The sequence below is a fragment of the Bradyrhizobium sp. genome (assembly GCF_035484855.1).
GTDB lineage: Bacteria > Pseudomonadota > Alphaproteobacteria > Rhizobiales > Xanthobacteraceae > Bradyrhizobium.
In genome coordinates, this window is the sequence record NZ_DATHOP010000245.1 from 1 (window position 1) to 20700 (window position 20700).

The window sequence follows — 20700 nt, forward strand, 5'->3', positions numbered from 1 at the left end:
ATCGCAAGCTGAAGGCGGTTTGAGTCGTCCTTGCGAGGCCGGCGGGTCGCGCGAACGCGCGCCCGCATGCGGCGAGGTCGCGAAACTGTGTCTTACCGTCAAAGCTGTGTCTCACCGTCATTGCGAGGAGCATTCTTGTCCGCCGAAGCCCGCCTTCGGGCGAAGGCGGATGCGACGAAGCAATCCATCTTTCCGCTTGTCGCGCCATGGATTGCTTCGCTTCGCTCGCAATGACGGTGTTAAGCAAGATCGCGAAATCATGTGCAGTGCGCTCCCCTCCTCCCACGCGCCCTTGCGCGTGGTGGGGAGGGGTCGGGGGTGGGGGGTCTATCCACTTGTTTCTCTGGCAGCGAGTTTGCTGAGACACCCCCCACCCCCGACCCCTCCCCGCCGCTTCGCGGGAGGGAGGGGAGCAGAGTTGCCGTCGCTTGAAAATTGAATTGGACTTGTGCGGAAGGCTCAAATCATTCCGTCATGCGCATTGGCCACAGCGTGATCCGTTTTTTACGCAAGCTGCATCCAATCGCAGCCGCGGCGGCAAATAGGCCCTATAAATAGACCGCAAGGGGAATTGTCATGCACGGCGACTGGTTCCGGATCTGGTGGCTGATCTTTCCGCTGATCGGCTTTGGCTTCGCGTTTTGGTCGATATGGCTGAGCCACCAGCGCCAGAAGGCCGCGATCGACCTGTTGCGCACCTATGCCTCGCAGGGCAAGGACCCGCCCCCCGAGCTCGTCAAGGCGCTGCACAGCGGCGAGGACTGGAAAGGCCCCTACCGGGAGTGGCAAAACGCGGTGCTGTTCGGCGCGCTCGCCGCGGCCTTCGGCGTGATGGCCTGGCTGCACGCGGGCACGCGGCAAGGCAGCGGGCTGATCATCGCCGCCGTCGTGATGGCCGCGCTGTTCGTCAACTCGCTGGTTGCCGCCTTGCTGCGGCGCAAGCATGACGCCCCGTGACATCGCGCGAGCCATTCGCGCGGTTGGTCGAGGCGCACCAGCAGGCGGTGCGCGCCTTCCTGCGCCGGCTGTGCGGCGACCCCGCCGAGGCCGACGATCTGGCGCAGGAAGTTTTCATCGCGGCCTGGACCGGCCTCGACAGCTTCCGCAGCGGCGCGGACTTTCGCCTGTGGCTTTACGGAATCGCCTACCGCAAATTCCTGGCCGGCCGCCGCGCCGCCGGGCGGCGGCGCAAGCGCGAGACCCTGGTCGCCGAGACTGCGGAGACGGCGGCTACTCCCGATGCAGAGGTCCGCCTCGATCTGCAAAAGGCGCTGATGGCGCTGTCCGAGCCCCAGCGCGCGGCGGTCGCGCTGTGCCTCGCCGCCGGTGTCTCGCACGGCGACGCCGCTGTCCTGCTCGCCTTGCCGCTCGGCACGGTGAAGGCGCATGTCGCGCGCGGACGTGCTACGCTGCTGTCGATGCTGGGAGAGCGACCATGACCGATGACCGCCGCCTCGCCGCGCTGTGGGCGCTCGACGAACCGCCGGCGCAGGACCCGGCCTTCGTGCTTGCGACACTCGACCGGCTGGCCCGCCGACGCTTCCGCACCAGGGTGGCGCGGCTGGTGCCGCTGTTGGTCGCGACGATCGCCGTGTGCTGGGCGATCGCGCCCTCGGTCGAGGCGGTGTTTCAGTCGGGCGGCGTCGCGGTCGCGGTCGCGGCCGCCGTCGGCCTCGCGCTGACCATCCACTATGCCGGCGACGCGGCGCACCGCCAACTGATGTGAGCAGGAGCTTGCGCCATTAACGCCCTGCCCGCGCCTCCGGACCGCGTCGCTACCGCTGCGGTCCGGAAAGCGAGATGTCGCGTTCGGCGCGGAAGACGTTGCCATAGAGGTTCGAAATCCACTGGCGTCCGCTCGAGGTCCTGTTGAGATAACCTATTTCGGTCTGGATATGAGGCGCCACGCTGTTCCAGTAGAATTGCGGGTAGCGGTTGACGATGTCGGCGGGCGAATCATAGCCAAGCTGGCGATTGATGCCGACCTCTTCAAATTCATAATAGAGCGCGTTCGCTTTCTTGAGGTAGTTGGGATCGCCGAGTTGGCCGATGAAATCCGCCGCGCGGACGATCGAGGCCTCCTCGTCGAAGGCCTGGCCCTCGCGGGGCGGAAACCGGGTGCCTTCGATCGCATCGGCAATGCGCCGGCTGTCGAGCGGCGGCATGCCTTCGATCCGCCTCATCACGTAAAGCTTGGAACGGTCGACGTGGTGATGCATCAGCCCGGCGTCCGACGAACCGCGCGGCAGGGTCACCTTGCCGCCTGCCGCGTCGATCACGAAACCGTCCGCGTCGTCGTCCCCGAACAAGCCGCGCACATAGCCGATGTCGTGGGCGAGGCAGGCAATGATGACATGGGCGTAGTCGTCGGCGGTGACGTCGTCGTGCAGCGCGCGGCCGCGCAGGATGTCGTGGCCGGCGAGCGTCACCAATAGCGTGTGCTCGACATTGTGGTAGAGCGCGTCGCTGTTGCCGATGCATTCCAGCGCCAGCCGCGTCGCCCCCGGCACGATCTCCACCAGCGGCGTCTGCGACCCGAACCGGCGGCGCATATAGGCGCCGAGAAACTCCTCCAGCGCATTGGCCGCCAGCTCCGGTAAGGTCATCATGGATGCCGCCCCGTCAAAACCCTCGAATGCCCGCTCCCGACGTCTCATTGCTTTTGTGTGCAGTCAGCATATCCTAACTCCGGCCCGGTGACCAACCGCCGAATGCGTGTGGCCGGGAGGAATGTTTCACGTCATTGCGACGAAGATTCATTTCTCGTCACGGCCGGGCTGCAGCGCGAAGCGCGTCTTCGCGCTAGATATCCCGGCCATCCACGTCTTTCTTGCTCATGAACCGCAAAGACGTGGATGCCCGGCACAAGGCCGGGCATGACGACAGAGAGCGACGCAAGATATTGGCGGCAGCCTTGGCTTGAATGCGGCGTTACCGTTCGCATCACACCCACCGTAGTTGTGGGCGCTTCGTCACGCCAAAGCTGCCGAATCCGTTTATAGCAGTTCCGGCGTCTTGTTTTCCAGCGCCGCGACTCTCACCTCGCCCCGCTTGCGGGGAGAGGTCGAAATTCGCGTTAGCGAATTTCGGGTGAGGGGGACTCTCAACAGCCGTGCTGGCTGAGATAGCCCCTCACCCCGCCCTCTCCCCGCAAGCGCGGGGCGAGGGAGAGGCGACACTACGCCGCCGTCGCTCCGCGCGTAGCCTCCGCCCGTCGCGGCAGTTTCCAGTCCGGCCGGACGAAATGGCAGGTGTAACCATCAGGATATTTCTCCAGATAATCCTGATGCTCGGGCTCGGCTTCCCAGAACGGGCCGGCGGGCGCGACTTCGGTGACGACCTTGCCGGGCCACAGGCCTGAGGCGTCGACGTCGGCGATGGTGTCCTGCGCTATCCGCTTCTGCTCGTCGCTGGTATAGAAGATCGCCGAGCGGTAGCTCGCGCCGCGGTCGTTGCCCTGGCGGTTCAACGTCGAGGGATCGTGGATCTGGAAGAAGAATTCCAACAGCTGACGATAGCTGACGATTTTGGGATCGAAGATGATCTCGATCCCCTCGGCATGGTTGCCATGGTTGCGATAGGTCGCGTTCGGAACCTCGCCGCCGGTGTAGCCCACCCGGGTCGAAATCACGCCGGGCATGCGGCGTATCAAATCCTGCACCCCCCAGAAGCAGCCCCCGGCCAGCACCGCGCGTTCTCTTGTATCAGTCATGTCGACCTCCTTGCTGCCCTCGCGGGCGTGGTTCCCAGCGCCCCAATGTAGGGATGCTATGATGAACCCGAAAGCCCGAAGGGCGGGATGACGCCCTGCATCCAATCGCGCGTCCGGCGGCAAATAGCAGCAGATGGAGCCCAAGGAGAGCTGTCATGCACGACTATCCCCTGCGGATCTGGTGGGTGATCTTTCCGCTGCTCGGCTTTGCCTGCGCCTTCTGGGCGATCTGGCTCAGTCACCAGCGTCAGAAGGCCACCATCGATCTGCTGCGCACCTATGCCGCGCAAGGCAAGGACCCGCCCACCGAGCTGATCAAGGTCCTGCACAGCGGCGATGGCTGGAGCAGCCCCTACCCGGATTGGCAAAACGCAGCGCTGTTCGGCGCGCTTGCCGCCGCGTTCGGCGTGCTGGCCTGGCTGCACGAGGGCACGCGGCAAGGCATGGGGCTCACTATTGCCGCCGTCGTGATGGCCACGCTGTTCGTGAACTCGCTGGTTGCCGCTTGGCTGCGGCGCAAGCATGACGCCCCGTGACATCGCGCGAGGCATTCGCGCCCCTGGTCGCGGCGCACCAGCAGGCGGTGCGCGCCTTCCTGCGCCGGCTCTGTGGCGAGGTGGCCGAGGCGGACGATCTGGCGCAAGAGGTTTTCATCGCGGCCTGGACCAGCCTCGACAGCTTTCGCCGCGGCGAAAACATTCGCTTGTGGCTCTACGGCATCGCCTACCGAAAATACCTCGCGAGCCGCCGTGCCGCCGGGCGGCGGCGCCAGCGCGAGGCGCGCATAGCCGAGATCACGGAGACGGTTCAAAATCCCGATGCGGACGCGCGCCTCGATCTGCAAAAAGCCATGATGGCGCTGTCGGAAGCCCAGCGCGCGGCCGTCGCCCTCTGCCTTGCCGCCGGCGTCTCCCACGGCGACGCGGCTGCACTACTGGGGTTGCCGCTCGGCACGGTGAAGGCGCATGTCGCGCGCGGACGTGCTACCTTGTTGGCGATGCTGGAGCGCGACCATGATGGATGACGACCGCCTCGCCGCCTTGTGGGCGCTCGATGAACCGCCGGCGCGCGATCCAGCCTTCGTGCCGGCTGTGCTCGACCGATTGGAACGCCGGGGCTTTCGCACGAAGGTGGTGCGGCTGGTGCCTTTGTTCGTCGCGACGATCGTCGTCTGCTGTATGATCGCGCCCTCGATCGATGCGTTGCTGCAGTCGGACGGCGCAGCACTCGTCATCGCCGCCGCCGGCCTCGCGCTGGCGGTGCGATATGCCAGCGGGAAACTCACGCCGATACGGTAAGGCGGATGCAGCGGTCCGTCATCCCCGCCCAACATTTCCCAACCGTTAAGCAAAATCCGCCGCGCCCTCATCGCCGCCAAAATTCATCCACATTCCCCGCCAGATTCTACAGCCTTCGGAATTCACCGCCGGGACGGAGACCTTCAGATGCGGACAATGCAGAAACTGTTCGGTTCGCTCGCGGCACTGGCCTTGATGACCGCGCCGGTGCTGGCGAAGAATTCGAATACCCAGCCGCCGGACGAGAAATCCGCGGCATCGCCATGCCACACGCTGCAGCGCGGGCCCGATGGCGCGTGGATCGAAATCCCCTGCCAGGAAGTGGGGGCACCGGCACAAGCGCAGCCGAGGCCGACCGGCCGCGGCGCCGAGACGGCGCACAAGGCGGACTAGACTAGCCGCTTTCGGCCGCGCTTGCCGCTTGGTAAGGGGAGCACGGCTTGCAGGCATTCTCGCCTCGGCGACGACGGCAATCCGCCGCAAGGCGCGGATCGGCCGGCGATCATCCGGCCTCAACGCGGCAGGCCGCTCCCGGCGGAACCAGGCGGGAGCAGCCCCCGTGTCTCCCCTTGGAAGATAGATCGGGATTTTCGGCCGATATTCCCGCCAACTCAGAATTCGCCGAGTTCAGGCGGATCGAACCAGTTGGTCAGCGATAGGCCGCCGTCAACTGCGATCGCGGCCCCCGTGACATAGGCCGAGATGCGGTTCGACAGCACTGCGAGCGCCATCGGCGCGAGATCCGCAGGATTACCGAGGCGGCCGAGCGGGATGTGCCGGGCCAGCGCGGGATCGGCGACAAAACCGCCGGCGGCAATGGCGCCTGGCACCAGTGCATTGACCCGGATGCCATGGCGGCCGAACGTTTTGGCCAATTCCTTGACCAGCATCGCCATCGCCGCCTTGGCGGTCGAATAATGCGGCAGGTTGCGCGGCGTGCCGGCATGCAGTGAGGTCAGCAGCAGAAACGAGCCGGGCAGTTTGGCCTTGATGAGTTTGCGCGCCAGTTCGCGCGAGAGGTGAAAGCCGGCATCGATATTGACCGCATGCATCCGCATCCACGTCTCGTGGCTGACGCCAAAGACATGATCGGCCTCGCGCCGCGGCGGCGATGCCGAATGCACGAAATGCGTCACCCGGCCAAGAGCAGCCTCGCTGTCCGCCAGCAGCGCTTCGCGCACGGCGGCAAGGGCGAGGTCGCCGACGAAAGGGATCGCCAGCTCCGGCCGAGGCGAGGTTTTGATGGCGGCCGCGACCGTCTCCGGGTTGACGTCGGCGAACACGGTGCGCACCCCCTCGCCCGTCAGCGCCTGCGCGATGGCGCGGCCGATGCCGTTGCCGGCACCTGTCACCAGCGCCGCCTCGCGCGCGGGGTCGAAGGGCATGTCGAACAGGCTCATCCGTTGGGCTCCCGTGGCGAAAAACGCCAGCATACTACACAAAAAAATTCGTCATGCCCGGCCTTGTGCCGGGCATCCACGTCTTACCTTATCAGAGGCAAGAAAGACGTGGATGGCCGGGACGCCTAGCGCGAAGACGCGCTTCGCGCTCGTGCCCGGCCATGACGATCGTTCCAGGCCAGCTGAACCAACTTCCCGCGTTGCGCGAGGTTGGGCAACAATGGGATTTCGCCATGGCCACATCAGCCGCACCGTCCTCGCAGCCCGCACCGCCCCTGCTGTCGGCGCTATCGGGGTGGACCAGCGCCCAGCGCCACGTCGTGGCGGCAAGCTTTCTGGGCTGGACGCTGGACGCCTTCGATTTCTTCCTGCTGGTGTTCGTGCTGAAGGACATCGCCGCGGAGTTTCACACCGACATCTCCGATGTCACCTTCGCGATCCTCCTGACATTGGCGATGCGCCCGATCGGCGCCTTCCTGTTCGGCCGCGCCGCCGACCGCTTCGGCCGCCGCCCGACGCTGATGGTCGACATCGTGCTTTATTCGGTGCTCGAATTCGCCTCCGGCTTTTCGCCCAACCTGACCGTGCTCTTGATCCTGCGCGCGCTCTACGGCGTCGCCATGGGCGGCGAATGGGGCGTCGGCGCCTCGCTGACGATGGAGACCATTCCGCCGCATGCGCGCGGCTTCGTCTCCGGGCTGTTGCAGTCGGGATACCCGACCGGCTATTTCCTCGCCTCGATCGTCTATGGCGCCCTGTTCCAGTATATCGGCTGGCGCGGCATGTTCATGGTCGGCGTCATTCCCGCGCTGCTCGTACTCTATATCAGGCGCATGGTCCCGGAATCGCCGAGCTGGAGCAAAGAGGCCGCGGTCGAACGCGGCAGCACCTGGACGGTGGTGAAATCGCACTGGCAGCTCGGCATCTACGCGGTGGTGCTGATGACCGCGTTCAACTTTTTCAGCCACGGCACCCAGGACCTCTACCCGACCTTCCTGCAGGTCGAGCACAAGCTGTCGCCGCATGCGGTCGGCATCATCGCCGTGATCTACAATATCGGGGCGATCTGCGGCGGGATTTTCTTCGGCACGCTGTCGGAGCGTTTCGGGCGCCGCAACTGCATCGTCGTCTCGGCGCTGCTCTCGCTGCCGGTGATTCCGTTATGGGCTTTCTCGAGCAGTCCTGCCCTGCTCGCCGCCGGCGCGTTCCTGATGCAGTTCTTCGTCCAGGGCGCCTGGGGCGTGGTCCCCGTCCATCTCAACGAATTGTCGCCCGACACCGCGCGGGGGACCTTTCCCGGCTTCGTCTATCAGCTCGGCAATCTGCTCGCCTCCGTCAACGCCACCCTGCAGGCCGGCATCGCCACCGCATTCGCAGGCAATTACGGTCTCGCGCTCGCCCTCGTCGCCGGCATTGTCGCGGTCGTGATCGCGGGCCTGACGGCGGTCGGCACCGAGGCCAAGGGCATTGCGTTCGCCAAGGCTGCGCCTGCGGCGGAGTGACGAACTGGCATAGCCCGGCCCCAAAAAATAATGTCGGAATCGACGGCCCTGAAGCGTCCTTCGGGGCATCGGTCCATCCAGCCCCAACGAGGCACCCGTATGCTCTACGCCATTCTGGCCTATCACGTCGAAGACGAGATCGCTTCCCTGACGCCGCAGCAGGACACGGCGCTGATGGTCGATCTGAACAGGGTGCATGACCGGCTCAACCGGGAGAAGCGGATGGGACCGGCGGCGCGGCTCGGGGCGACCGAGTCGGCTTGCGTGTTGCGCGGGCCCGGTAACGGCGTGGTGACCGACGGGCCCTTCACCGAGTCCAAGGAGCAGTTGCTCGGCTTCTACGTCATCGACGGCGCCGACCGTGACGCGGCGATCGCCATCGCGCGCGATTTGCGCGAGGTCAATCCGTCCGCGATCTACGAAATCCGCCCCGTATTGGTCTATCGTCCCGGCATGGCGTTTCCGCTGACCGGGCGGACGGAGCCCGGACCCGAAAGCTGGGGGCACGGGGATCGACCAACGTCTCAGAAGAGTTGATCGCGAAGGTGCTGGCTTGCCTGAACGACAAAAAAACTGATCATCGCGTTCGCCCGCGCGGCTAGAAGCAGAGATTGGTGACGGCGTTTCCATGCTTGTCGCCAATGACGATCGGACATTCCAGCCGCTTCAGCGCCTTTTTGGCGTCTTCGTCGCCGAGCGCCGCCGCCCGCTGGTAATAGGCCTTGGCTGCCGCCGAATCCTTCGGGCCGCCGCGGCCTTCCTGCGCGAATGCGCCCATCCGCTCCAGCGCACCCGGATGATTTTGCGCGGCGGCTTTCTCGAACAGGGCGCGGGCACCGGCATCGTCCTTCGGCCCGCCGGTGCCGTCGGCCAGCATCAGGCCGAGCTGATATTGCGCTTCGGCATTGGTCTCGGCGGCCTTCGCCAGCAGCTCGCGCGCGCGAACCGGATCGGTCGATGCGGCGCCACCGCCGAGAGCTGCGAGATTGGTGACGCCGCGGGGATTGCCCGCCCGCGCCGCGCGCTCGAACAGTTTTCGCGCCTCGACCTCGTCCCTGGCAACGCCGGAGCCGGTTGCATAGAGCACGCCGAGTTCGACCATCGCCGAGGTCGAGCCCTTGTCGCTGGCCTTGCGCCAGGCCGCGATCGCCTCCGGCATCTGTCCTTTTGCCGCGTAAGCGCGGCCGAGCTGATAGAGCGCGCGCCGCGACGCGCCGGACGCGACCTTGCAGAATTTGATCGCGGTCGCGACATCCGCCGCCGCGACCTCGCCTACGCCCTTGACGTCGGCCGGCTTGTCGGGATCGGCGGGGTCGGCGGCAAGGCGATCGCACAGCACGAGATCGGCCGATTGCGCCCTCAGCCAATTCGGGGCAGCCAGCATCATCGCAGCGATCGCCATCGTCGGAATAGCGATGCGTGCTGCCGCCGCCAACGAAAACGCGCGGAACGGTTTCATCCTCTCGCCCATCCTGACCGGCACAAAGTAGCCTCGAAGGCAAAGTAGCTTCGAAGGATTGTCGAATTCAAGGCTCCAGCCCGCTGTCGCGCAGCATCGGGGCCACCTCGGGCGAAGCCAGATATTTCAACAGCCGGTCGGCCTGAACCACCCTCTGCGAGGCCGAAAGACGGCCGGCGGAAAATACCGCCGGTGTTTGCAGGTGACGCGGGATCGGTCCCACGACTTCAATGCCTGCCACCAGCTTCAATTCGCTGAGCTGTTGCACCGCGAGTTCGGCCTCGCCGCTGACCAGCAATTCCGCGGTCAAGCCTGAAGGAATGATCCGGGCGCGAGCGTTGATTGCAGGCGCGATCCCCATCCGCTCGATCAGGGCGGCGAAGAAAATGCCGCTGGCCCCGATGCGCGAATAGGCGACCGCGCGGGCGCCGAGCAGCGTCGCGCGCAGCGCCTCCTCGGTGGCGATGCCCGGATGATCCGCGCCGGCCTTCACCGCGATGCCGACGAAGGAGCGCGCGAGGTCGACGCGGCTGTCCGCGACCACGGTCCCCTGGCGGGCGAGATCACCAAGCGCTTCGCGCGTCAGGATCACGACGTCAGCGGCCTCGCCGCCACGCAACCGTTCCAGCAGCCCCAGCGTCGGCGCGAAATCGGCATCGATGCGCGCGCCGCCGGCCGCCTGATAGGGTTCGGCAAGGCCGCGCACCGCCCCCATCAAAGCGAGCGTCGAAAGCACGCGAATCTCGTTTTCCATCCGGCAGCCCTTGTCGCGGCCTCGCAACTTGCGGGCACGGCCGCTTCTAGCAGCCGGCCGCACGGCAGGTGAAGCGCGAACCAGCGCCGTCGCAACATTGCCGGGCCCAAAACGAAATGATCCGCCAAGGCGGTTCGCGCCTTGGCGGATCAGGTTGCGGCCTGGGTCCCCCCAAGCCCCGGGGAACGTAGTCGGTCGGCTTACGCCGCGGCGGCCTTGGCGGAAGTCGGCACCGAGGCGATCGTCTTCAGGATCTGGGAAGCGATCTGGTAGGGGTCGCCTTGCGAGTTCGGGCGGCGATCTTCCAGATAGCCCTTGTAGCCGTTATTGGCGAAGGAGTGGGGAACACGGATCGAGGCGCCGCGGTCGGCGATACCGTAGGTGAACTCGGTGATCGCGGCGGTCTCGTGCTTGCCGGTCAGGCGCATGTGGTTGTCGGGGCCGTAGACCGCGATGTGATCGGCGCGGTTGGCTTCGAACGCCTTCATCAACGCCTCGAAATACTCCTTGCCGCCGACTTCGCGCATGTAGGTGGTGGAGAAGTTGGCGTGCATGCCGGAGCCGTTCCAGTCGGTGTCGCCGAGCGGCTTGCAGTGGAATTCGATATCGACGCCGTATTTCTCGGTCAGGCGCAGCATCAGATAGCGGGCCATCCACATTTCGTCGGCGGCCTTTTTGGAGCCCTTGCCGAAGATCTGGAATTCCCACTGTCCTTTGGCGACTTCGGCGTTGATGCCTTCATGGTTGATGCCGGCGGCGAGGCAGAGGTCGAGATGCTCGTCCACCATCTTGCGCGCGATGTCGCCGACATTCTTGTAGCCGACGCCGGTGTAATAGGGTCCCTGCGGCGCCGGATAGCCGCTGGCAGGGAAGCCGAGCGGACGGCCGTCCTTGTAGAAGAAATATTCCTGCTCATAGCCGAACCAGGCGCCTTCGTCGTCGAGGATGGTGGCGCGCTTGTTCGAGGGGTGCGGGGTTTTGCCATCGGGCATCATGACTTCGCACATCACCAGCGCGCCATTGGTACGCGCGGCGTCGGGATAGATCGCAACCGGCTTGAGCACGCAATCCGAATTATGGCCTTCGGCTTGCAAGGTCGAGCTTCCGTCGAAGCCCCACAGCGGAAGCTGATCCAGCGTCGGAAATGAAGTGAATTCCTTGATCTGCGTTTTGCCGCGCAAATTCGGAGTCGGCGTATATCCGTCGAGCCAGATATACTCGAGCTTGTACTTGGTCATTGAGCCTCTCATGAGTTGATGATGCAAAAGGTGGGGAACCGAAGCTTATTGGTCACCACAAGCGTACCCGGCCACCATCGGCCATCCCTTACCAAGCAATTAAAGTGCCAATCGCTGCGTCGCGGGACGGCTTTCGCGACGTCGAAAGCGCCCGGGCGTTCATCCCTATGCCTACGAATTTGGGGTGCGGCAAAGACGCGCGGCCTGCATTTTTCGCGGGCGGTTGGACCGCTTGGCCGGGCCCAAATGAAGCCTGTTTACGGAGCAGAACCCTCGCTTTCGCCCCTTGCCGATTAAAGCCGCGGCAACCGCTGGCGCCCCGTTCCAAAAACCCGTCACGTCTCTGCAACCACCGCGACCGCTCAAGTGTTAGCCAGTCCGTGGATGCTTCTGGAGAAGCAAAACGGGAAATGCCTACAATTTATACACGAAATGACTTTCCCTTGATCAGGTTGCGTCAGCGGCAAGCACGGACGATATCGAATTCAGTAACCTCACGAGAACGAGTCGGGCGCAGCATCAGATAAAGTGCTCGACACCAGGAGAGATAAAATGAATTCGAGTTTGAATAACGGATCCGCCAGGATCTACCAATTCCCCGCCGGGGGCCGCGCGGCACTCGGCGGACGTCGCCATGAAGAGACCAAATCGGCAACCGTCCAGGATTCGACGCGGGTGAACGAGGCTGGCTGCAGCGGCAGCTGGTACCACGAAGCGGCAATCCAGGAATCGAAGCCGGTGTGGGAGCGTTGATGCTATCAGCAAGTCCGGTTCTGCCGCGTTGTCGGCTCGCGATACGACGGTCAAATGCCTGACAGGGGTCGAAACGAAAACGTTTCGGCCCTTTTGCTTATGTCCGTTCGCAGGCCGTTGCCGGCCGCCTCGCATGCCTGACCGTGGTGCCGGCCTTGGTGATCGACAGCGTCACGCCGCCCGACCGGCCCGCCGTCGATCTGCAAATAAGCCCGCTTGTCGTAGTCGAAAAATCCGACAATGAACTGAGTGCCGTCGGCACAGCGATAGTTCTGAAAAGTCTGCGCCGTCGCCGATGAAGGTCCGGCCGCCGCGGCCACGAAGACCATCGCGCCGAAAATGGATAAGTCTCGCGGTTTCATGTTCGCCCCCGGTGAATCACCAGTATAAGCGAGGCCAAGGCCAGCGATACCTCTCGCCGGTCATTTCCCCGCCGCGAAGCATGGCTTAAGCTAAAGCCCTCATGTCAGATTCCCCTCCCCGTCATCTCAATCTCGCCGGCGCCAGCAATTTTCGCGATCTCGGCGGCTATCCGGGCCGCGATGGCCGCATGGTGCGCTGGCGGCAGATCTTCCGCTCCAACCATCTCGGGCATCTCACCGCGGCCGATATCGAGGTGCTGCGCCCGCTCGGGCTCAGAAGCGCGTTCGATTTTCGCGGCACTGAGGAGCGCGTCGAGGCGCTGTGCGGACTGGAGGAAATCGCGGTTCATTCGTTGCCGGTCGAGCCGACGGTGGTAGCATCGCTGCGGGCGCGGCGCGCCACGGGCGTGGCGCTGTCGCCGGCCGATGCACTGGAAGTGATGCGCGATTCCTACCGCAATTATGTGCGCGACAACACGGCAAGCTACCGGGCGCTGTTTGCGCATCTGCTCGAGGATCGCGCGCCGCTCGTGATCCACTGCACCGCCGGCAAGGACCGCACCGGCTTTGCCTGCGCGCTGATCCTGCACGCGCTCGGCGTGCCGGGTGAGGTGATCTCAGAGGATTACCTCTTGACCAACCGCTTCTATCGCCGCGACCCCACAGCCTCCAGCGACCTCCCCGATGAGGTCCGCGAGGTGCTCGGGACGGTGCAAACCTCGTTCCTGGCCGCAGCCTTCGAGGCGATCGGCGCCGACTACGGCAATCTCGAAGGCTATTTCAGCGACGGGCTGGGCTTAGGCGCAAAGGAGCGCGCGGGGCTGGAGGCACGCTATCTGGAACGATGAACTCCCGGCCCTTGGGCCGAGAGTCGTGAACGCTTACGCTGCCGCTTCCATTTCCGCGTCGAGATCGGCGATGACGTCCTCGAACGCCGAGATCGCCTGCTGAACGGCTGCGATCTGCATCAATTCCCAGCTGCTCACCGGGCCGCGACGGTTCTGAAGTGCGACAATCATGTCGCGCCGCTGTTCCTTGAGCTGGACGAGCGGCAAACCGTGGTCAGCGAGATTTCTCATGATGTCTTCCATCCCATGTCTTGGACGAGCATGGCCGTAGCCTAGCGCGGCCGATCTGCGATCCGCTTACAGAAGTCGCGCAAATTTTAGCTAATAGCGGGGTAACCGTGGTTCTACGGGTTCAAACCATCGGCGGCGGCGCGCCGGCGATTGCGCCATAAAGCGCCTCCGTTACGGAGTTGGTGGCCCACTTGCTCATATGAAGCCGGTCGTTGTCGGTCGGATCCATCAGTTCATCGATCGGAATGCCGTCCTGGACGCACCAGTATTCCATCAGCGCGAAGCGGTGAAAGACGTTGACCCTGGCATTCGCGGCAGCGGTTTCGATCCGTGACAGGATGTCCTTTGCCCGCGCGATCTTCTCCGGCTTGATGATCGCCGTCGTGTATTGCAGGTCCATCAGCACCACATCCATCGAAAGGCCCGCGAGCCAATCCAGTCCTGCCGCGATCGCTGCTCCCACGTCGTCGGGACTATAGACCTCATCGTGGAACACCGCGTTGGCACCGACCTGCCAGATCACCAGCTCCGGCGCCTCGCCGATCACATCCGGCTCGAAACGCGCTAATTCCTCCGGAGATTCCTGGCCGCCAAGTCCCCGGTTAAGCACGTCGATCATCCGGCCGTAATTGTTGTGCCTCAGTGCCAGTTCGAGCCGGTGCGGATAGGGCACGATGGCTGCCCTCGCCGGCCGTCGATGACGAGCCGATCGCCACGATCCGGGTTCTGCGCTGGCGTTTAAGGCTCTGCACCAGATGCGGAAGCGGATATTTGAACGCAACGATATCAGGGTGGCTCACGCAGGGTCGTGGAACGTCGGGCATGCCAAAACATCCTCTGCGGGAATAGATGATGGAATGCTCGCATTGGAGCCCAATCATGCGCCATTGCAAATGAAATTCTGCTGACGATAGTGTGCGCTGCCCTGTCGATCCGAGGAGGCCCCCGATGGATGGAAAAGTCGTTGTCGTCACCGGCGCGCTGGGTGCGCTGGGCAAGGTGGTCGCGGAAACAGCCCATGCGCGGGGCGCACGCGTTGCCGGCGTCGATCATGCGGCCTCGCAGATGCCGGCCACCGCGGAGCGGATGGAAATCGGCGGCGTCGATCTCTCCGATGCCGCGCAGGCGAAAAAGGCCATCGATGCGGTCGCCGCGCATTTCGGCAGGCTGGACGTAGTGATCAATATCGCCGGCGGCTTCGCGTTCGAGACGGTCGCCGAGGGCGATGCAAAAACCTGGCAGCGCATGTTTGCGCTCAACGTACTGACTGCGCTCAATACGTCGCGGGCGGCGATCCCGCATCTGTCGGCGTCGCCTGCAGGGAGAATCGTCAATGTCGGCGCGATGGGCGCGCTGCAGGCGGGATCGGGCATGGGCGCCTATGCCGCGTCGAAATCCGGCGTGCACCGCCTCACCGAGGCGATGGCGGCCGAATGGAAGGGCAAGATCACCGTCAATGCGGTGTTGCCTTCGACCATCGACACCGCGGCCAACCGCGCCAGCATGCCGAATGCGGACTTTGCAAAATGGGTGCGGCCGGAGGAACTCGCCGAGGTGATCCTGTTCCTCGCCAGCGACGCCGCCAGCGCCGTCACCGGCGCGCTGCTGCCGGTCAATGGAAGGGTTTAGGCCTCCGCCAGCTTCCTCAACACCGCGCTGAAGCGGATGCTGCGCTTACCGGCGAGCGCGGTGGCCTCCGCAACCGCGCCGTCGGCGTCATAGGTGCCGGAAAAGCCGATGCCGACCTCGTAGCCGCCGAATACCGTCCGTTCGCCCTGGCTCGGGGTGTGCTCGTGGTTGACGAGTTCGCCTTTCCACCTGCCGCCGGCGCTGGTGTAGGCACCGACATAATCGAAAAACCCGTCGCCGCCGCGGATCCGGCCGTCATGCAGCACCATGACGCCGGTATTGCCGCCGTCGATGCCGTCGAGCATCCGGATATGAATCGAATAGAGGCCGTTCGGGATGCCGTCTATTCCGGGCTGCCTCGCGAGCGGCGCGGCCGCTTCGCTGATCGGGGTCATCACCGAGCTGAAGGCGATATAGGGTAACTGGATGGTGCCGCCCTCGAAGACATATCGTTCGCCCTGTGGCCTTCCCTTGAGCGAGAGCGTGATCTTGTCGGTCTTGAACAAGGGCTGGAAATTGGGATCCTCATTGTGGCGCACCGTGGATATCTCGACCGATACCTCGCCGTCAGCGGATTCCCGGTAGCTGCCGATGAACGCAAACGCCGAATTGCCGCCCATCATCTTGCCGTCATAGACATAGACAACCCCGCGGCGCGAACCCTGCGCCGTCCGCATCTCGACCTTGTAGAGCCCCTTCAGCATTGGTGCTCCGGCCACTCTCCTTGCTACGCGTTTGCCTACGCCGCTCTCGACGGCGGCGTAGCGTGCCGCTCAATCGCCGCGCAGCGTACCATCGCGCACGACCATGACGCCCTGATTGCCGCCGTTGACGCCGTCAAGCATCTCCACGGTGATGTGGTAGAGCCCATTCATGATCATGACATGTCAGCGCCCGGCTGGTCCCGTGCCGACGATAGCCGTTCCGGTGTCGATTGATCAACGATCCGGCTAGACTGGGCGGCACTGAGTCGCATCGGCGACCTCGGCACCGGAGCCTAGGCTGGAGTCCCTTTGGAAACCGCGCTTTATCTGCCCGTCAAACGCTTCCTCGAAAAGCTCGGCTTCACGGTCAAGGGTGAAGTCGGCGGCTGCGACCTGGTGGCGCTGAGCGGCGACGATCCGCCGATCGTGGTGATCGGCGAGTTGAAGCTTTCCTTCAATCTCGAACTGGTGCTGCAGGCGGTCGACCGCGCCGGCGCCTGCGATGAGGTCTGGCTTGCCGCCAAACTGTCGGCCAGCGGCAAGGGCCGCGAGAGCGACGCGCGTTATCGCAATCTCTGCCGGCGGCTCGGCTTCGGCATGCTGGCGGTCACCCGCTCGGGCGACGTCGAGGTGATCGTCAAGCCGCCGACGACGGCGCCGCGCCGCAATCCGAAGAAGCGCTCCCGCCTCGTCGCCGAACACGTCAGGCGCAAGGGCGACCCCGCCCTCGGCGGAAGCACCCGCGCTCCGATCATGACGGCCTATCGCCAGCAGGCGCTGGCCTGCGCGTCGGCGCTGTCGCGCGGACCGCAGCGGGTACGCGATCTCAGGCTGGACTTTCCCGACGCAGCGAAAATCCTGCTGCACAACGTCTATGGCTGGTTCGACCGGGCCGAGCGCGGCATCTATGTCCTGACCGATGCCGGACGCGCCGCCTTGAAACGCTGGCCGCAGCAGCCGGCGGATTTTGCGGACACCGCCGATTCGGCGCCATGACGTTGACGTGAAACGAAAGACGGGAGGGCGCGATGATCATGGTGACCGGCAGCGTGACGGCCCGCACGGAATCCTTCCAGGAGGTCAGGCGATTGAGCCTCGAACACGTCTATCGCTCACGCCTGGAGCCCGGCTGCATCGTTCATGCCGTGCATGCCGATTGCGAGAATCCGCTGCGGCTGGTGTTCATCGAACAATGGGCCGATCGCGCCGCGCTATCCGCCCATTTCGCGGTGCCGGCGTCGCGCGATTTTGTCCGCGCGCTGCAGCCGCTCGCCTCGGCGGCTGCGACGCTGGAGATTTATGACGCCACGAGGCTGGAAAAGCTGTGAAGCCTCACAATGCATGGCTGGTTTGCCATACCAATTTCATATTGCAATGCAACATGAGGACTCCTAGGTATCTCTGATCGAACGAGAGGCCCCGATGAGCGAAGACTGGAATACCAAATATGGTACGCGGCGCGTCCGGCGCGATCCGCCGACGCTGGACGAGGCGATTTTCGCCGCGATCGGTATCACCGACGACCAGAACGAACAGGCGGAAATCGCCGCTTCGCTGATGGGGCTGCCGATCGAATCCGTCACCGCTGAAGTGAAGAAAATGGCCCGTAGTTCGGCGCGTTCCTCGACCCGCGTCATCGCAGGCGAACAGGGCGCGCAGCGTTCGGTCGTGGTCGAACGCCGGGTTGTCAGACGGTTCGGCAACGACAAGCGCACCGGGACCTGAGCCGCGGCTCATTTGCGGTAATTCCACTGATCCCCGATCAGCCGGCCCGCCGCAGGCAACCGGCGCTCAGGCCGCCCTGCCCCAGCCATACATCCGCAGCACGGCCTTCCAATAGACGCGGTTGAGGTTGATCGCCGCGCGCAGGGAATCGGCGGGCGCTGCGATCGCGAGCTTTACCAATTCGAGCTGCGATGGCGGCTTCAGATCGATGATGCCAGTGGATTCGCCGCGGACAAAGTTGAGCTGCGCGCCGAACTTGCCGGCGAGCGCCCGCATCGCCTGATTCTCCGCGCTGGTGGTGATCCGCAGCGCGCCGTAGCCTTTCAGGCGCGCCTCCGCGATCAGCCTCTGGAACAGGCTGCTGCCCACGCCGCGCCGCCGCACCACGGCTTCCACGCTGAACGCAATTTCGGGCAACCCGTCGGGTGACCGCTCGGGGGAATGCAGCTCCGCGGCACCGCGCACCACGCCGTCCTCGAGATAGGCGACAACCAAGGTGCCATCGCTTGCGCATTTCGCGGCATAGCGTTCGATGAAGCTGTCATCCAGGAAGCCGTTGAAACGGTCGTGACGGCTGTGCGGACCGAGCCGCAGCAGATGGTCCCTCAGCAGTGGCAGTTCCTGTTCGCGCAGGGTTCGAACGTAACCACGCAGCGGCGCCGAACGAGCGATATCCTTGTGGTGCATTTCATAACTCCTCTTGGAAGCCCTCGAGGAGGCGTCGAATCCCTATACCTAACATATTGTGCATTGCAGCATGGAATTCAAGGGTGCTTCCAGCCTGAAATCACGGCAGAAGATCGCGCCCCAATGGTTGCGGATTTATGCCAGCACCATCTGGGTCTGGGTCACGACCGCCACCAGCTTGCCATCCTCGGTCTCCAGCCGCGTCTGCCAGACCTGGGTGCGGCGGCCGCGGTGGATCGGCGTTGCGGTCGCGATCAGGATCGTTCCCTCGCCGGCGCCGCGGATGAAATTGGTCTTGCTTTCGAGCGTGGTGGTGCCCTTGGCCTCCGCAGGCAGGTTGATCACGGTTGCCGCCGCTCCGACCGAATCCGCAAATGCCATGATCGCCCCGCCGTGAATGGTCTGGCCGGCGGTGCAGAGATCAGGCCGAACCAGCATCCGCGCCACCACACGATCCGGTTCCGCTTCGATGAACGTCACGCCTTTCAGCGTCGCAAAGGGCATTTGCATCGCATTGATTTTTTCAAGCGGCGTCATGGCCGGTCGTGCTCCCCGTTTGCCTCAACGTTTTCTGAAATGATGGATGGCCGGGTCAGGCGCGGCAATGACCTCGGAGGTAGTCACACCTTTTCTACCCCGCACCATTCCGCGATGAACAGGGCCGTCGCCTTGGTGGACTTCCGCAGCGACTCCAGATCGACATATTCGTTAAAGCCGTGCATCGCGGCACCGGAAGCGCCGAAGCACAGGCTCGGGATGTTGTAGTTGAGCCCATAGAAGCGGGTGTCGGTGAGCGCGGTGAAGACGAGATCCTGCACCGCACCGCCATAGACGGCGTTGAACGCCTTGCCAAACGCCGCTTCCGCTTCCGCCGAATCCCTCAGCTCGTAGCCTTCCGACAGGAAGCCGGACCATTCCACGTCGGGGGGATTGTTGGAGAGGAAGCGGTGATCGCGCGCCGCCGTCGAGACGCAGCCGAGTATCTCGGCCTGGCAATCGGCGACCGACCAGCCCGGCAGGATCGCGATCCGGCAATCGACATCGCACCATGCCGGTACGCTGGAAGCCCAGTCGCCGCCCTTGATGATGCCGGGATTGAAATTGATCGGATGCGTCAACGCCTTGAAATGAGGGTCACGCTTGGCCCGCTCGTTCCATTCGGCTTCGAGCTTTTCCACCGCATGAATCAGATGATAGGCCGCCGTGATCGCGTTGGAGCCCGCGCCGGCCTCGAATACATGCACGGGAAAGCCGCGCACTTTCAGTCGAAACCAGATCACGCCGACCTGGGAGCGCACCATCTGGCCGCCGGTCGGCTCCGGAATAAAGCAGGCATCGGCGCGATAGCCGCGCTGCAAGGTCGAGAGCGCGCCAACGCCGGTACTCTCCTCCTCGATGACGGACTGAAAATGGATTCGCGCGGTCGGTTTGAGCCCCGCTGCCTTGATCGCATCGAGCGCATAGAGCGCGCCGATGGTACCCGACTTCATGTCGCAGGCGCCGCGACCGTACATCTTGCCGTCCTTCACCACGGGCGAAAATGGCGGCGTCTCCCACATGTCGAGCGGACCGGCCGGAACCACATCGCAATGGCCCTGCAGGATCAGCGATTTTCCGGCGCTGGTCGAGGGCCGGTAAGTTCCAACCACGCTGCGCGCTTTGGAGAAGTCGTGCTCGATCGGGCCAAAGCCGCGCAAATCCTTCAAATCATCGACCTCGATATGCCAGTCGTCGACCTCATAGCCGCGGCTGCGCAGGAGATCGCCGATCATGTCCTGGCACGGTCCCTCCGCGCCGCGGGTCGAGGGAATCGCGACAAAATCCCGCGTGGTCGCCAATTGCGCATCGAACCCGGCATCGACCGCGTCGAGGATTCTACGATTGATATCGGCTGCATTCATGTCTCGTACTTCCCTGTCGTTCACGGCTCGCGGCGGCCGGCCCCGCCCCGATCAAATCATACTTTGTGCGACTTTGCAGGGGCCTGGATCGCTTTCAGAATCGCAGCCGCGTCAATACAGTAGCCGGCGCGCGTTGCCTCCCGGCCCCCGTGTTGAAATGCGCGCGATGAATGGAGATGCAGGGATGCCCGGCAACCGTAACATTCTCTTTCTGATCATCGGCGCATTGTTCGTGGCGGTCGCCGTGCTCGGCTACAATCTTTACCAGGAGAAAAAGGAACCGAAGGGGCTGCAGATCAATGTCGGACCGAACGGGCTGAAGATCGAAAACAAATGAACCGGATGAGTCACCAATGATCAAGGCATCACGTCTCGAGATTTTGTCGATCCTGCTGGTTGGCGCCCTGGCCCTGTTCGCGCTGCTGCACGCCGCCACTGCACAACAGGTCGGACGCGAGCAGGACATCGTCAATTTGCGGCTGGGTCAGCGCATCAAG

At 64.1% G+C, this 20700-nt stretch carries 30 protein-coding genes; 17 read left to right on the top strand and 13 right to left on the bottom strand.

Features of this window, described 5'->3' with window-relative positions; all coding sequences use genetic code 11:
- Nucleotides 1-576 precede the first annotated feature (576 nt).
- The 3 genes from VK804_RS28115 to VK804_RS28125 are packed head-to-tail and all read left to right on the top strand — an operon-like array spanning nucleotide 577 to nucleotide 1726.
- Entirely contained in the window at nucleotides 577-957 is a 381-nt protein-coding gene (locus VK804_RS28115; protein ID WP_325376314.1) for a hypothetical protein, read from the top strand.
- A complete protein-coding gene (locus VK804_RS28120) occupies nucleotides 954-1439 on the top strand; it encodes an RNA polymerase sigma factor (RefSeq protein ID WP_325376316.1) in 486 nt (161 codons plus the stop codon). Before VK804_RS28115 ends, VK804_RS28120 begins: the two co-directional genes overlap by 4 nt.
- Entirely contained in the window at nucleotides 1436-1726 is a 291-nt protein-coding gene (locus VK804_RS28125; protein WP_325376318.1) for a hypothetical protein, read from the top strand. Before VK804_RS28120 ends, VK804_RS28125 begins: the two co-directional genes overlap by 4 nt.
- 49 nt (nucleotides 1727-1775) lie before the next feature.
- Here the strand turns inward: VK804_RS28125 and VK804_RS28130 are convergent, their stop codons facing one another.
- Both VK804_RS28130 and msrA read right to left on the bottom strand, forming a co-directional pair.
- Nucleotides 1776-2609 carry an HD domain-containing protein gene (locus tag VK804_RS28130; RefSeq protein ID WP_325376320.1) on the bottom strand — a complete coding sequence of 278 codons (834 nt, stop codon included), beginning with the start codon at nucleotides 2607-2609 and terminating at the stop codon, nucleotides 1776-1778.
- A gap of 569 nt (nucleotides 2610-3178) precedes the next feature.
- Nucleotides 3179-3712, bottom strand: a complete 534-nt coding sequence (msrA, locus tag VK804_RS28135) for a peptide-methionine (S)-S-oxide reductase MsrA (RefSeq protein ID WP_325376321.1) — start codon at nucleotides 3710-3712, stop codon at nucleotides 3179-3181.
- Between the two features lie 155 nt (nucleotides 3713-3867).
- Here msrA and VK804_RS28140 point away from each other — a divergent pair, with 155 nt between their 5' ends.
- From VK804_RS28140 to VK804_RS28155, 4 genes are all read left to right on the top strand, one after another.
- The gene (locus tag VK804_RS28140; protein WP_325376323.1) at nucleotides 3868-4248 is read left to right on the top strand and encodes a hypothetical protein; all 381 of its coding nucleotides are present in this window, start codon (nucleotides 3868-3870) and stop codon (nucleotides 4246-4248) included.
- A complete protein-coding gene (locus VK804_RS28145) occupies nucleotides 4245-4736 on the top strand; it encodes an RNA polymerase sigma factor (protein ID WP_325376325.1) in 492 nt (163 codons plus the stop codon). The genes VK804_RS28140 and VK804_RS28145 overlap by 4 nt, the downstream gene beginning before the upstream one ends.
- Complete coding sequence (locus VK804_RS28150) at nucleotides 4729-5010, top strand: hypothetical protein (protein WP_325376327.1); 282 nt, start codon at nucleotides 4729-4731, stop codon at nucleotides 5008-5010. The genes VK804_RS28145 and VK804_RS28150 overlap by 8 nt, the downstream gene beginning before the upstream one ends.
- A 147-nt stretch (nucleotides 5011-5157) precedes the next feature.
- A complete protein-coding gene (locus VK804_RS28155) occupies nucleotides 5158-5403 on the top strand; it encodes a hypothetical protein (protein WP_325376329.1) in 246 nt (81 codons plus the stop codon).
- Between the two features lie 218 nt (nucleotides 5404-5621).
- Here the strand turns inward: VK804_RS28155 and VK804_RS28160 are convergent, their stop codons facing one another.
- A complete protein-coding gene (locus VK804_RS28160) occupies nucleotides 5622-6410 on the bottom strand; it encodes an SDR family oxidoreductase (RefSeq protein WP_325376331.1) in 789 nt (262 codons plus the stop codon).
- A gap of 233 nt (nucleotides 6411-6643) precedes the next feature.
- Between VK804_RS28160 and VK804_RS28165 the strand changes: the two genes are divergently transcribed.
- Both VK804_RS28165 and VK804_RS28170 read left to right on the top strand, forming a co-directional pair.
- Nucleotides 6644-7912 (top strand): MFS transporter, encoded by a 1269-nt coding sequence (locus tag VK804_RS28165; RefSeq protein WP_325376333.1) that lies wholly within the window; start codon nucleotides 6644-6646, stop codon nucleotides 7910-7912.
- Nucleotides 7913-8011: 99 nt separating this feature from the next.
- On the top strand, nucleotides 8012-8449 hold the full coding sequence (locus VK804_RS28170) for a YciI family protein (RefSeq protein ID WP_325376335.1): 438 nt from the start codon (nucleotides 8012-8014) through the stop codon (nucleotides 8447-8449).
- Nucleotides 8450-8510: 61 nt separating this feature from the next.
- Here VK804_RS28170 and VK804_RS28175 read toward each other — a convergent pair whose 3' ends face one another.
- The 3 genes from VK804_RS28175 to VK804_RS28185 form a co-directional block, all read right to left on the bottom strand.
- Nucleotides 8511-9299, bottom strand: a complete 789-nt coding sequence (locus VK804_RS28175) for a tetratricopeptide repeat protein (protein WP_325376363.1) — start codon at nucleotides 9297-9299, stop codon at nucleotides 8511-8513.
- A 139-nt stretch (nucleotides 9300-9438) separates the two neighbouring features.
- The gene (locus VK804_RS28180) at nucleotides 9439-10125 is read right to left on the bottom strand and encodes a substrate-binding domain-containing protein (RefSeq protein ID WP_325376337.1); all 687 of its coding nucleotides are present in this window, start codon (nucleotides 10123-10125) and stop codon (nucleotides 9439-9441) included.
- Nucleotides 10126-10325: 200 nt separating this feature from the next.
- Nucleotides 10326-11363, bottom strand: a complete 1038-nt coding sequence (locus VK804_RS28185; RefSeq protein WP_325376339.1) for a glutamine synthetase beta-grasp domain-containing protein — start codon at nucleotides 11361-11363, stop codon at nucleotides 10326-10328.
- A 552-nt stretch (nucleotides 11364-11915) separates the two neighbouring features.
- Here VK804_RS28185 and VK804_RS28190 point away from each other — a divergent pair.
- Complete coding sequence (locus VK804_RS28190) at nucleotides 11916-12116, top strand: DUF2735 domain-containing protein (RefSeq protein WP_325376341.1); 201 nt, start codon at nucleotides 11916-11918, stop codon at nucleotides 12114-12116.
- Between the two features lie 50 nt (nucleotides 12117-12166).
- Here the strand turns inward: VK804_RS28190 and VK804_RS28195 are convergent, their stop codons facing one another.
- Nucleotides 12167-12478: a lysozyme inhibitor gene (locus VK804_RS28195; RefSeq protein ID WP_414642858.1), complete on the bottom strand. Its 312-nt coding sequence runs from the start codon at nucleotides 12476-12478 to the stop codon at nucleotides 12167-12169.
- Nucleotides 12479-12579: 101 nt separating this feature from the next.
- Between VK804_RS28195 and VK804_RS28200 the strand changes: the two genes are divergently transcribed.
- Nucleotides 12580-13326, top strand: coding sequence for a tyrosine-protein phosphatase (locus tag VK804_RS28200; RefSeq protein ID WP_325376343.1), 747 nt, complete (start codon nucleotides 12580-12582; stop codon nucleotides 13324-13326).
- A 33-nt stretch (nucleotides 13327-13359) separates the two neighbouring features.
- Here VK804_RS28200 and VK804_RS28205 read toward each other — a convergent pair whose 3' ends face one another.
- Both VK804_RS28205 and VK804_RS28210 read right to left on the bottom strand, forming a co-directional pair.
- On the bottom strand, nucleotides 13360-13557 hold the full coding sequence (locus tag VK804_RS28205; RefSeq protein WP_325376345.1) for a hypothetical protein: 198 nt from the start codon (nucleotides 13555-13557) through the stop codon (nucleotides 13360-13362).
- Between the two features lie 121 nt (nucleotides 13558-13678).
- On the bottom strand, nucleotides 13679-14230 hold the full coding sequence (locus VK804_RS28210; RefSeq protein ID WP_325376347.1) for an SGNH/GDSL hydrolase family protein: 552 nt from the start codon (nucleotides 14228-14230) through the stop codon (nucleotides 13679-13681).
- Between the two features lie 275 nt (nucleotides 14231-14505).
- On the opposite strand from VK804_RS28210, the gene VK804_RS28215 reads away from it, so the two are divergent.
- Nucleotides 14506-15186 carry an SDR family oxidoreductase gene (locus tag VK804_RS28215; protein ID WP_325376349.1) on the top strand — a complete coding sequence of 227 codons (681 nt, stop codon included), beginning with the start codon at nucleotides 14506-14508 and terminating at the stop codon, nucleotides 15184-15186.
- Here the strand turns inward: VK804_RS28215 and VK804_RS28220 are convergent.
- Complete coding sequence (locus tag VK804_RS28220) at nucleotides 15183-15890, bottom strand: GrlR family regulatory protein (protein WP_325376350.1); 708 nt, start codon at nucleotides 15888-15890, stop codon at nucleotides 15183-15185. The two genes, VK804_RS28215 and VK804_RS28220, sit on opposite strands and share 4 nt — an antisense overlap.
- 309 nt (nucleotides 15891-16199) lie before the next feature.
- Here VK804_RS28220 and VK804_RS28225 point away from each other — a divergent pair, with 309 nt between their 5' ends.
- The 3 genes from VK804_RS28225 to VK804_RS28235 all read left to right on the top strand — a co-directional run bounded on the left by VK804_RS28225 (nucleotide 16200) and on the right by VK804_RS28235 (nucleotide 17615).
- Nucleotides 16200-16886, top strand: a complete 687-nt coding sequence (locus tag VK804_RS28225; protein WP_325376352.1) for a DUF2161 domain-containing phosphodiesterase — start codon at nucleotides 16200-16202, stop codon at nucleotides 16884-16886.
- Nucleotides 16887-16918: 32 nt separating this feature from the next.
- The gene (locus VK804_RS28230; protein WP_325376354.1) at nucleotides 16919-17218 is read left to right on the top strand and encodes a putative quinol monooxygenase; all 300 of its coding nucleotides are present in this window, start codon (nucleotides 16919-16921) and stop codon (nucleotides 17216-17218) included.
- A gap of 94 nt (nucleotides 17219-17312) precedes the next feature.
- On the top strand, nucleotides 17313-17615 hold the full coding sequence (locus VK804_RS28235; protein ID WP_325376355.1) for a hypothetical protein: 303 nt from the start codon (nucleotides 17313-17315) through the stop codon (nucleotides 17613-17615).
- A 66-nt stretch (nucleotides 17616-17681) separates the two neighbouring features.
- On the opposite strand, the gene VK804_RS28240 is transcribed toward VK804_RS28235, so the two are convergent.
- From VK804_RS28240 to VK804_RS28250, 3 genes are all read right to left on the bottom strand, one after another.
- Nucleotides 17682-18302: a GNAT family N-acetyltransferase gene (locus VK804_RS28240; RefSeq protein ID WP_325376356.1), complete on the bottom strand. Its 621-nt coding sequence runs from the start codon at nucleotides 18300-18302 to the stop codon at nucleotides 17682-17684.
- 135 nt (nucleotides 18303-18437) lie between these two features.
- Entirely contained in the window at nucleotides 18438-18839 is a 402-nt protein-coding gene (locus VK804_RS28245) for a PaaI family thioesterase (RefSeq protein WP_325376358.1), read from the bottom strand.
- Nucleotides 18840-18922: 83 nt separating this feature from the next.
- The gene (locus VK804_RS28250) at nucleotides 18923-20203 is read right to left on the bottom strand and encodes an ArgE/DapE family deacylase (RefSeq protein WP_325376360.1); all 1281 of its coding nucleotides are present in this window, start codon (nucleotides 20201-20203) and stop codon (nucleotides 18923-18925) included.
- Nucleotides 20204-20387: 184 nt separating this feature from the next.
- Between VK804_RS28250 and VK804_RS28255 the strand changes: the two genes are divergently transcribed.
- Nucleotides 20388-20540: a hypothetical protein gene (locus VK804_RS28255; protein WP_325376362.1), complete on the top strand. Its 153-nt coding sequence runs from the start codon at nucleotides 20388-20390 to the stop codon at nucleotides 20538-20540.
- A 16-nt stretch (nucleotides 20541-20556) separates the two neighbouring features.
- Nucleotides 20557-20700: DUF6719 family protein (locus VK804_RS28260; protein WP_325376365.1), on the top strand; the 144-nt coding region annotated here is incomplete at its 3' end.

Excerpts from the sequence above, each read along its gene's own strand:
- VK804_RS28115 (WP_325376314.1), top strand. The coding sequence starts at position 577 with ATGCACGGCGACTGGTTCCGGATCTGGTGGCTGATCTTTCCGCTGATC.
- VK804_RS28125 (WP_325376318.1), top strand. The coding sequence starts at position 1,436 with ATGACCGATGACCGCCGCCTCGCCGCGCTGTGGGCGCTCGACGAACCG.
- VK804_RS28130 (WP_325376320.1), bottom strand. The coding sequence starts at position 2,609 with ATGATGACCTTACCGGAGCTGGCGGCCAATGCGCTGGAGGAGTTTCTC.
- msrA (WP_325376321.1), bottom strand. The coding sequence starts at position 3,712 with ATGACTGATACAAGAGAACGCGCGGTGCTGGCCGGGGGCTGCTTCTGG.
- VK804_RS28140 (WP_325376323.1), top strand. The coding sequence starts at position 3,868 with ATGCACGACTATCCCCTGCGGATCTGGTGGGTGATCTTTCCGCTGCTC.
- VK804_RS28150 (WP_325376327.1), top strand. The coding sequence starts at position 4,729 with ATGGATGACGACCGCCTCGCCGCCTTGTGGGCGCTCGATGAACCGCCG.
- VK804_RS28155 (WP_325376329.1), top strand. The coding sequence starts at position 5,158 with ATGCGGACAATGCAGAAACTGTTCGGTTCGCTCGCGGCACTGGCCTTG.
- VK804_RS28160 (WP_325376331.1), bottom strand. The coding sequence starts at position 6,410 with ATGAGCCTGTTCGACATGCCCTTCGACCCCGCGCGCGAGGCGGCGCTG.
- VK804_RS28165 (WP_325376333.1), top strand. The coding sequence starts at position 6,644 with ATGGCCACATCAGCCGCACCGTCCTCGCAGCCCGCACCGCCCCTGCTG.
- VK804_RS28170 (WP_325376335.1), top strand. The coding sequence starts at position 8,012 with ATGCTCTACGCCATTCTGGCCTATCACGTCGAAGACGAGATCGCTTCC.
- VK804_RS28175 (WP_325376363.1), bottom strand. The coding sequence starts at position 9,299 with ATGATGCTGGCTGCCCCGAATTGGCTGAGGGCGCAATCGGCCGATCTC.
- VK804_RS28180 (WP_325376337.1), bottom strand. The coding sequence starts at position 10,125 with ATGGAAAACGAGATTCGCGTGCTTTCGACGCTCGCTTTGATGGGGGCG.
- VK804_RS28185 (WP_325376339.1), bottom strand. The coding sequence starts at position 11,363 with ATGACCAAGTACAAGCTCGAGTATATCTGGCTCGACGGATATACGCCG.
- VK804_RS28190 (WP_325376341.1), top strand. The coding sequence starts at position 11,916 with ATGAATTCGAGTTTGAATAACGGATCCGCCAGGATCTACCAATTCCCC.
- VK804_RS28195 (WP_414642858.1), bottom strand. The coding sequence starts at position 12,478 with ATGAAACCGCGAGACTTATCCATTTTCGGCGCGATGGTCTTCGTGGCC.
- VK804_RS28200 (WP_325376343.1), top strand. The coding sequence starts at position 12,580 with ATGTCAGATTCCCCTCCCCGTCATCTCAATCTCGCCGGCGCCAGCAAT.
- VK804_RS28205 (WP_325376345.1), bottom strand. The coding sequence starts at position 13,557 with ATGAGAAATCTCGCTGACCACGGTTTGCCGCTCGTCCAGCTCAAGGAA.
- VK804_RS28215 (WP_325376349.1), top strand. The coding sequence starts at position 14,506 with ATGGATGGAAAAGTCGTTGTCGTCACCGGCGCGCTGGGTGCGCTGGGC.
- VK804_RS28220 (WP_325376350.1), bottom strand. The coding sequence starts at position 15,890 with ATGCTGAAGGGGCTCTACAAGGTCGAGATGCGGACGGCGCAGGGTTCG.
- VK804_RS28230 (WP_325376354.1), top strand. The coding sequence starts at position 16,919 with ATGATCATGGTGACCGGCAGCGTGACGGCCCGCACGGAATCCTTCCAG.
- VK804_RS28235 (WP_325376355.1), top strand. The coding sequence starts at position 17,313 with ATGAGCGAAGACTGGAATACCAAATATGGTACGCGGCGCGTCCGGCGC.
- VK804_RS28240 (WP_325376356.1), bottom strand. The coding sequence starts at position 18,302 with ATGCACCACAAGGATATCGCTCGTTCGGCGCCGCTGCGTGGTTACGTT.
- VK804_RS28245 (WP_325376358.1), bottom strand. The coding sequence starts at position 18,839 with ATGACGCCGCTTGAAAAAATCAATGCGATGCAAATGCCCTTTGCGACG.
- VK804_RS28250 (WP_325376360.1), bottom strand. The coding sequence starts at position 20,203 with ATGAATGCAGCCGATATCAATCGTAGAATCCTCGACGCGGTCGATGCC.
- VK804_RS28255 (WP_325376362.1), top strand. The coding sequence starts at position 20,388 with ATGCCCGGCAACCGTAACATTCTCTTTCTGATCATCGGCGCATTGTTC.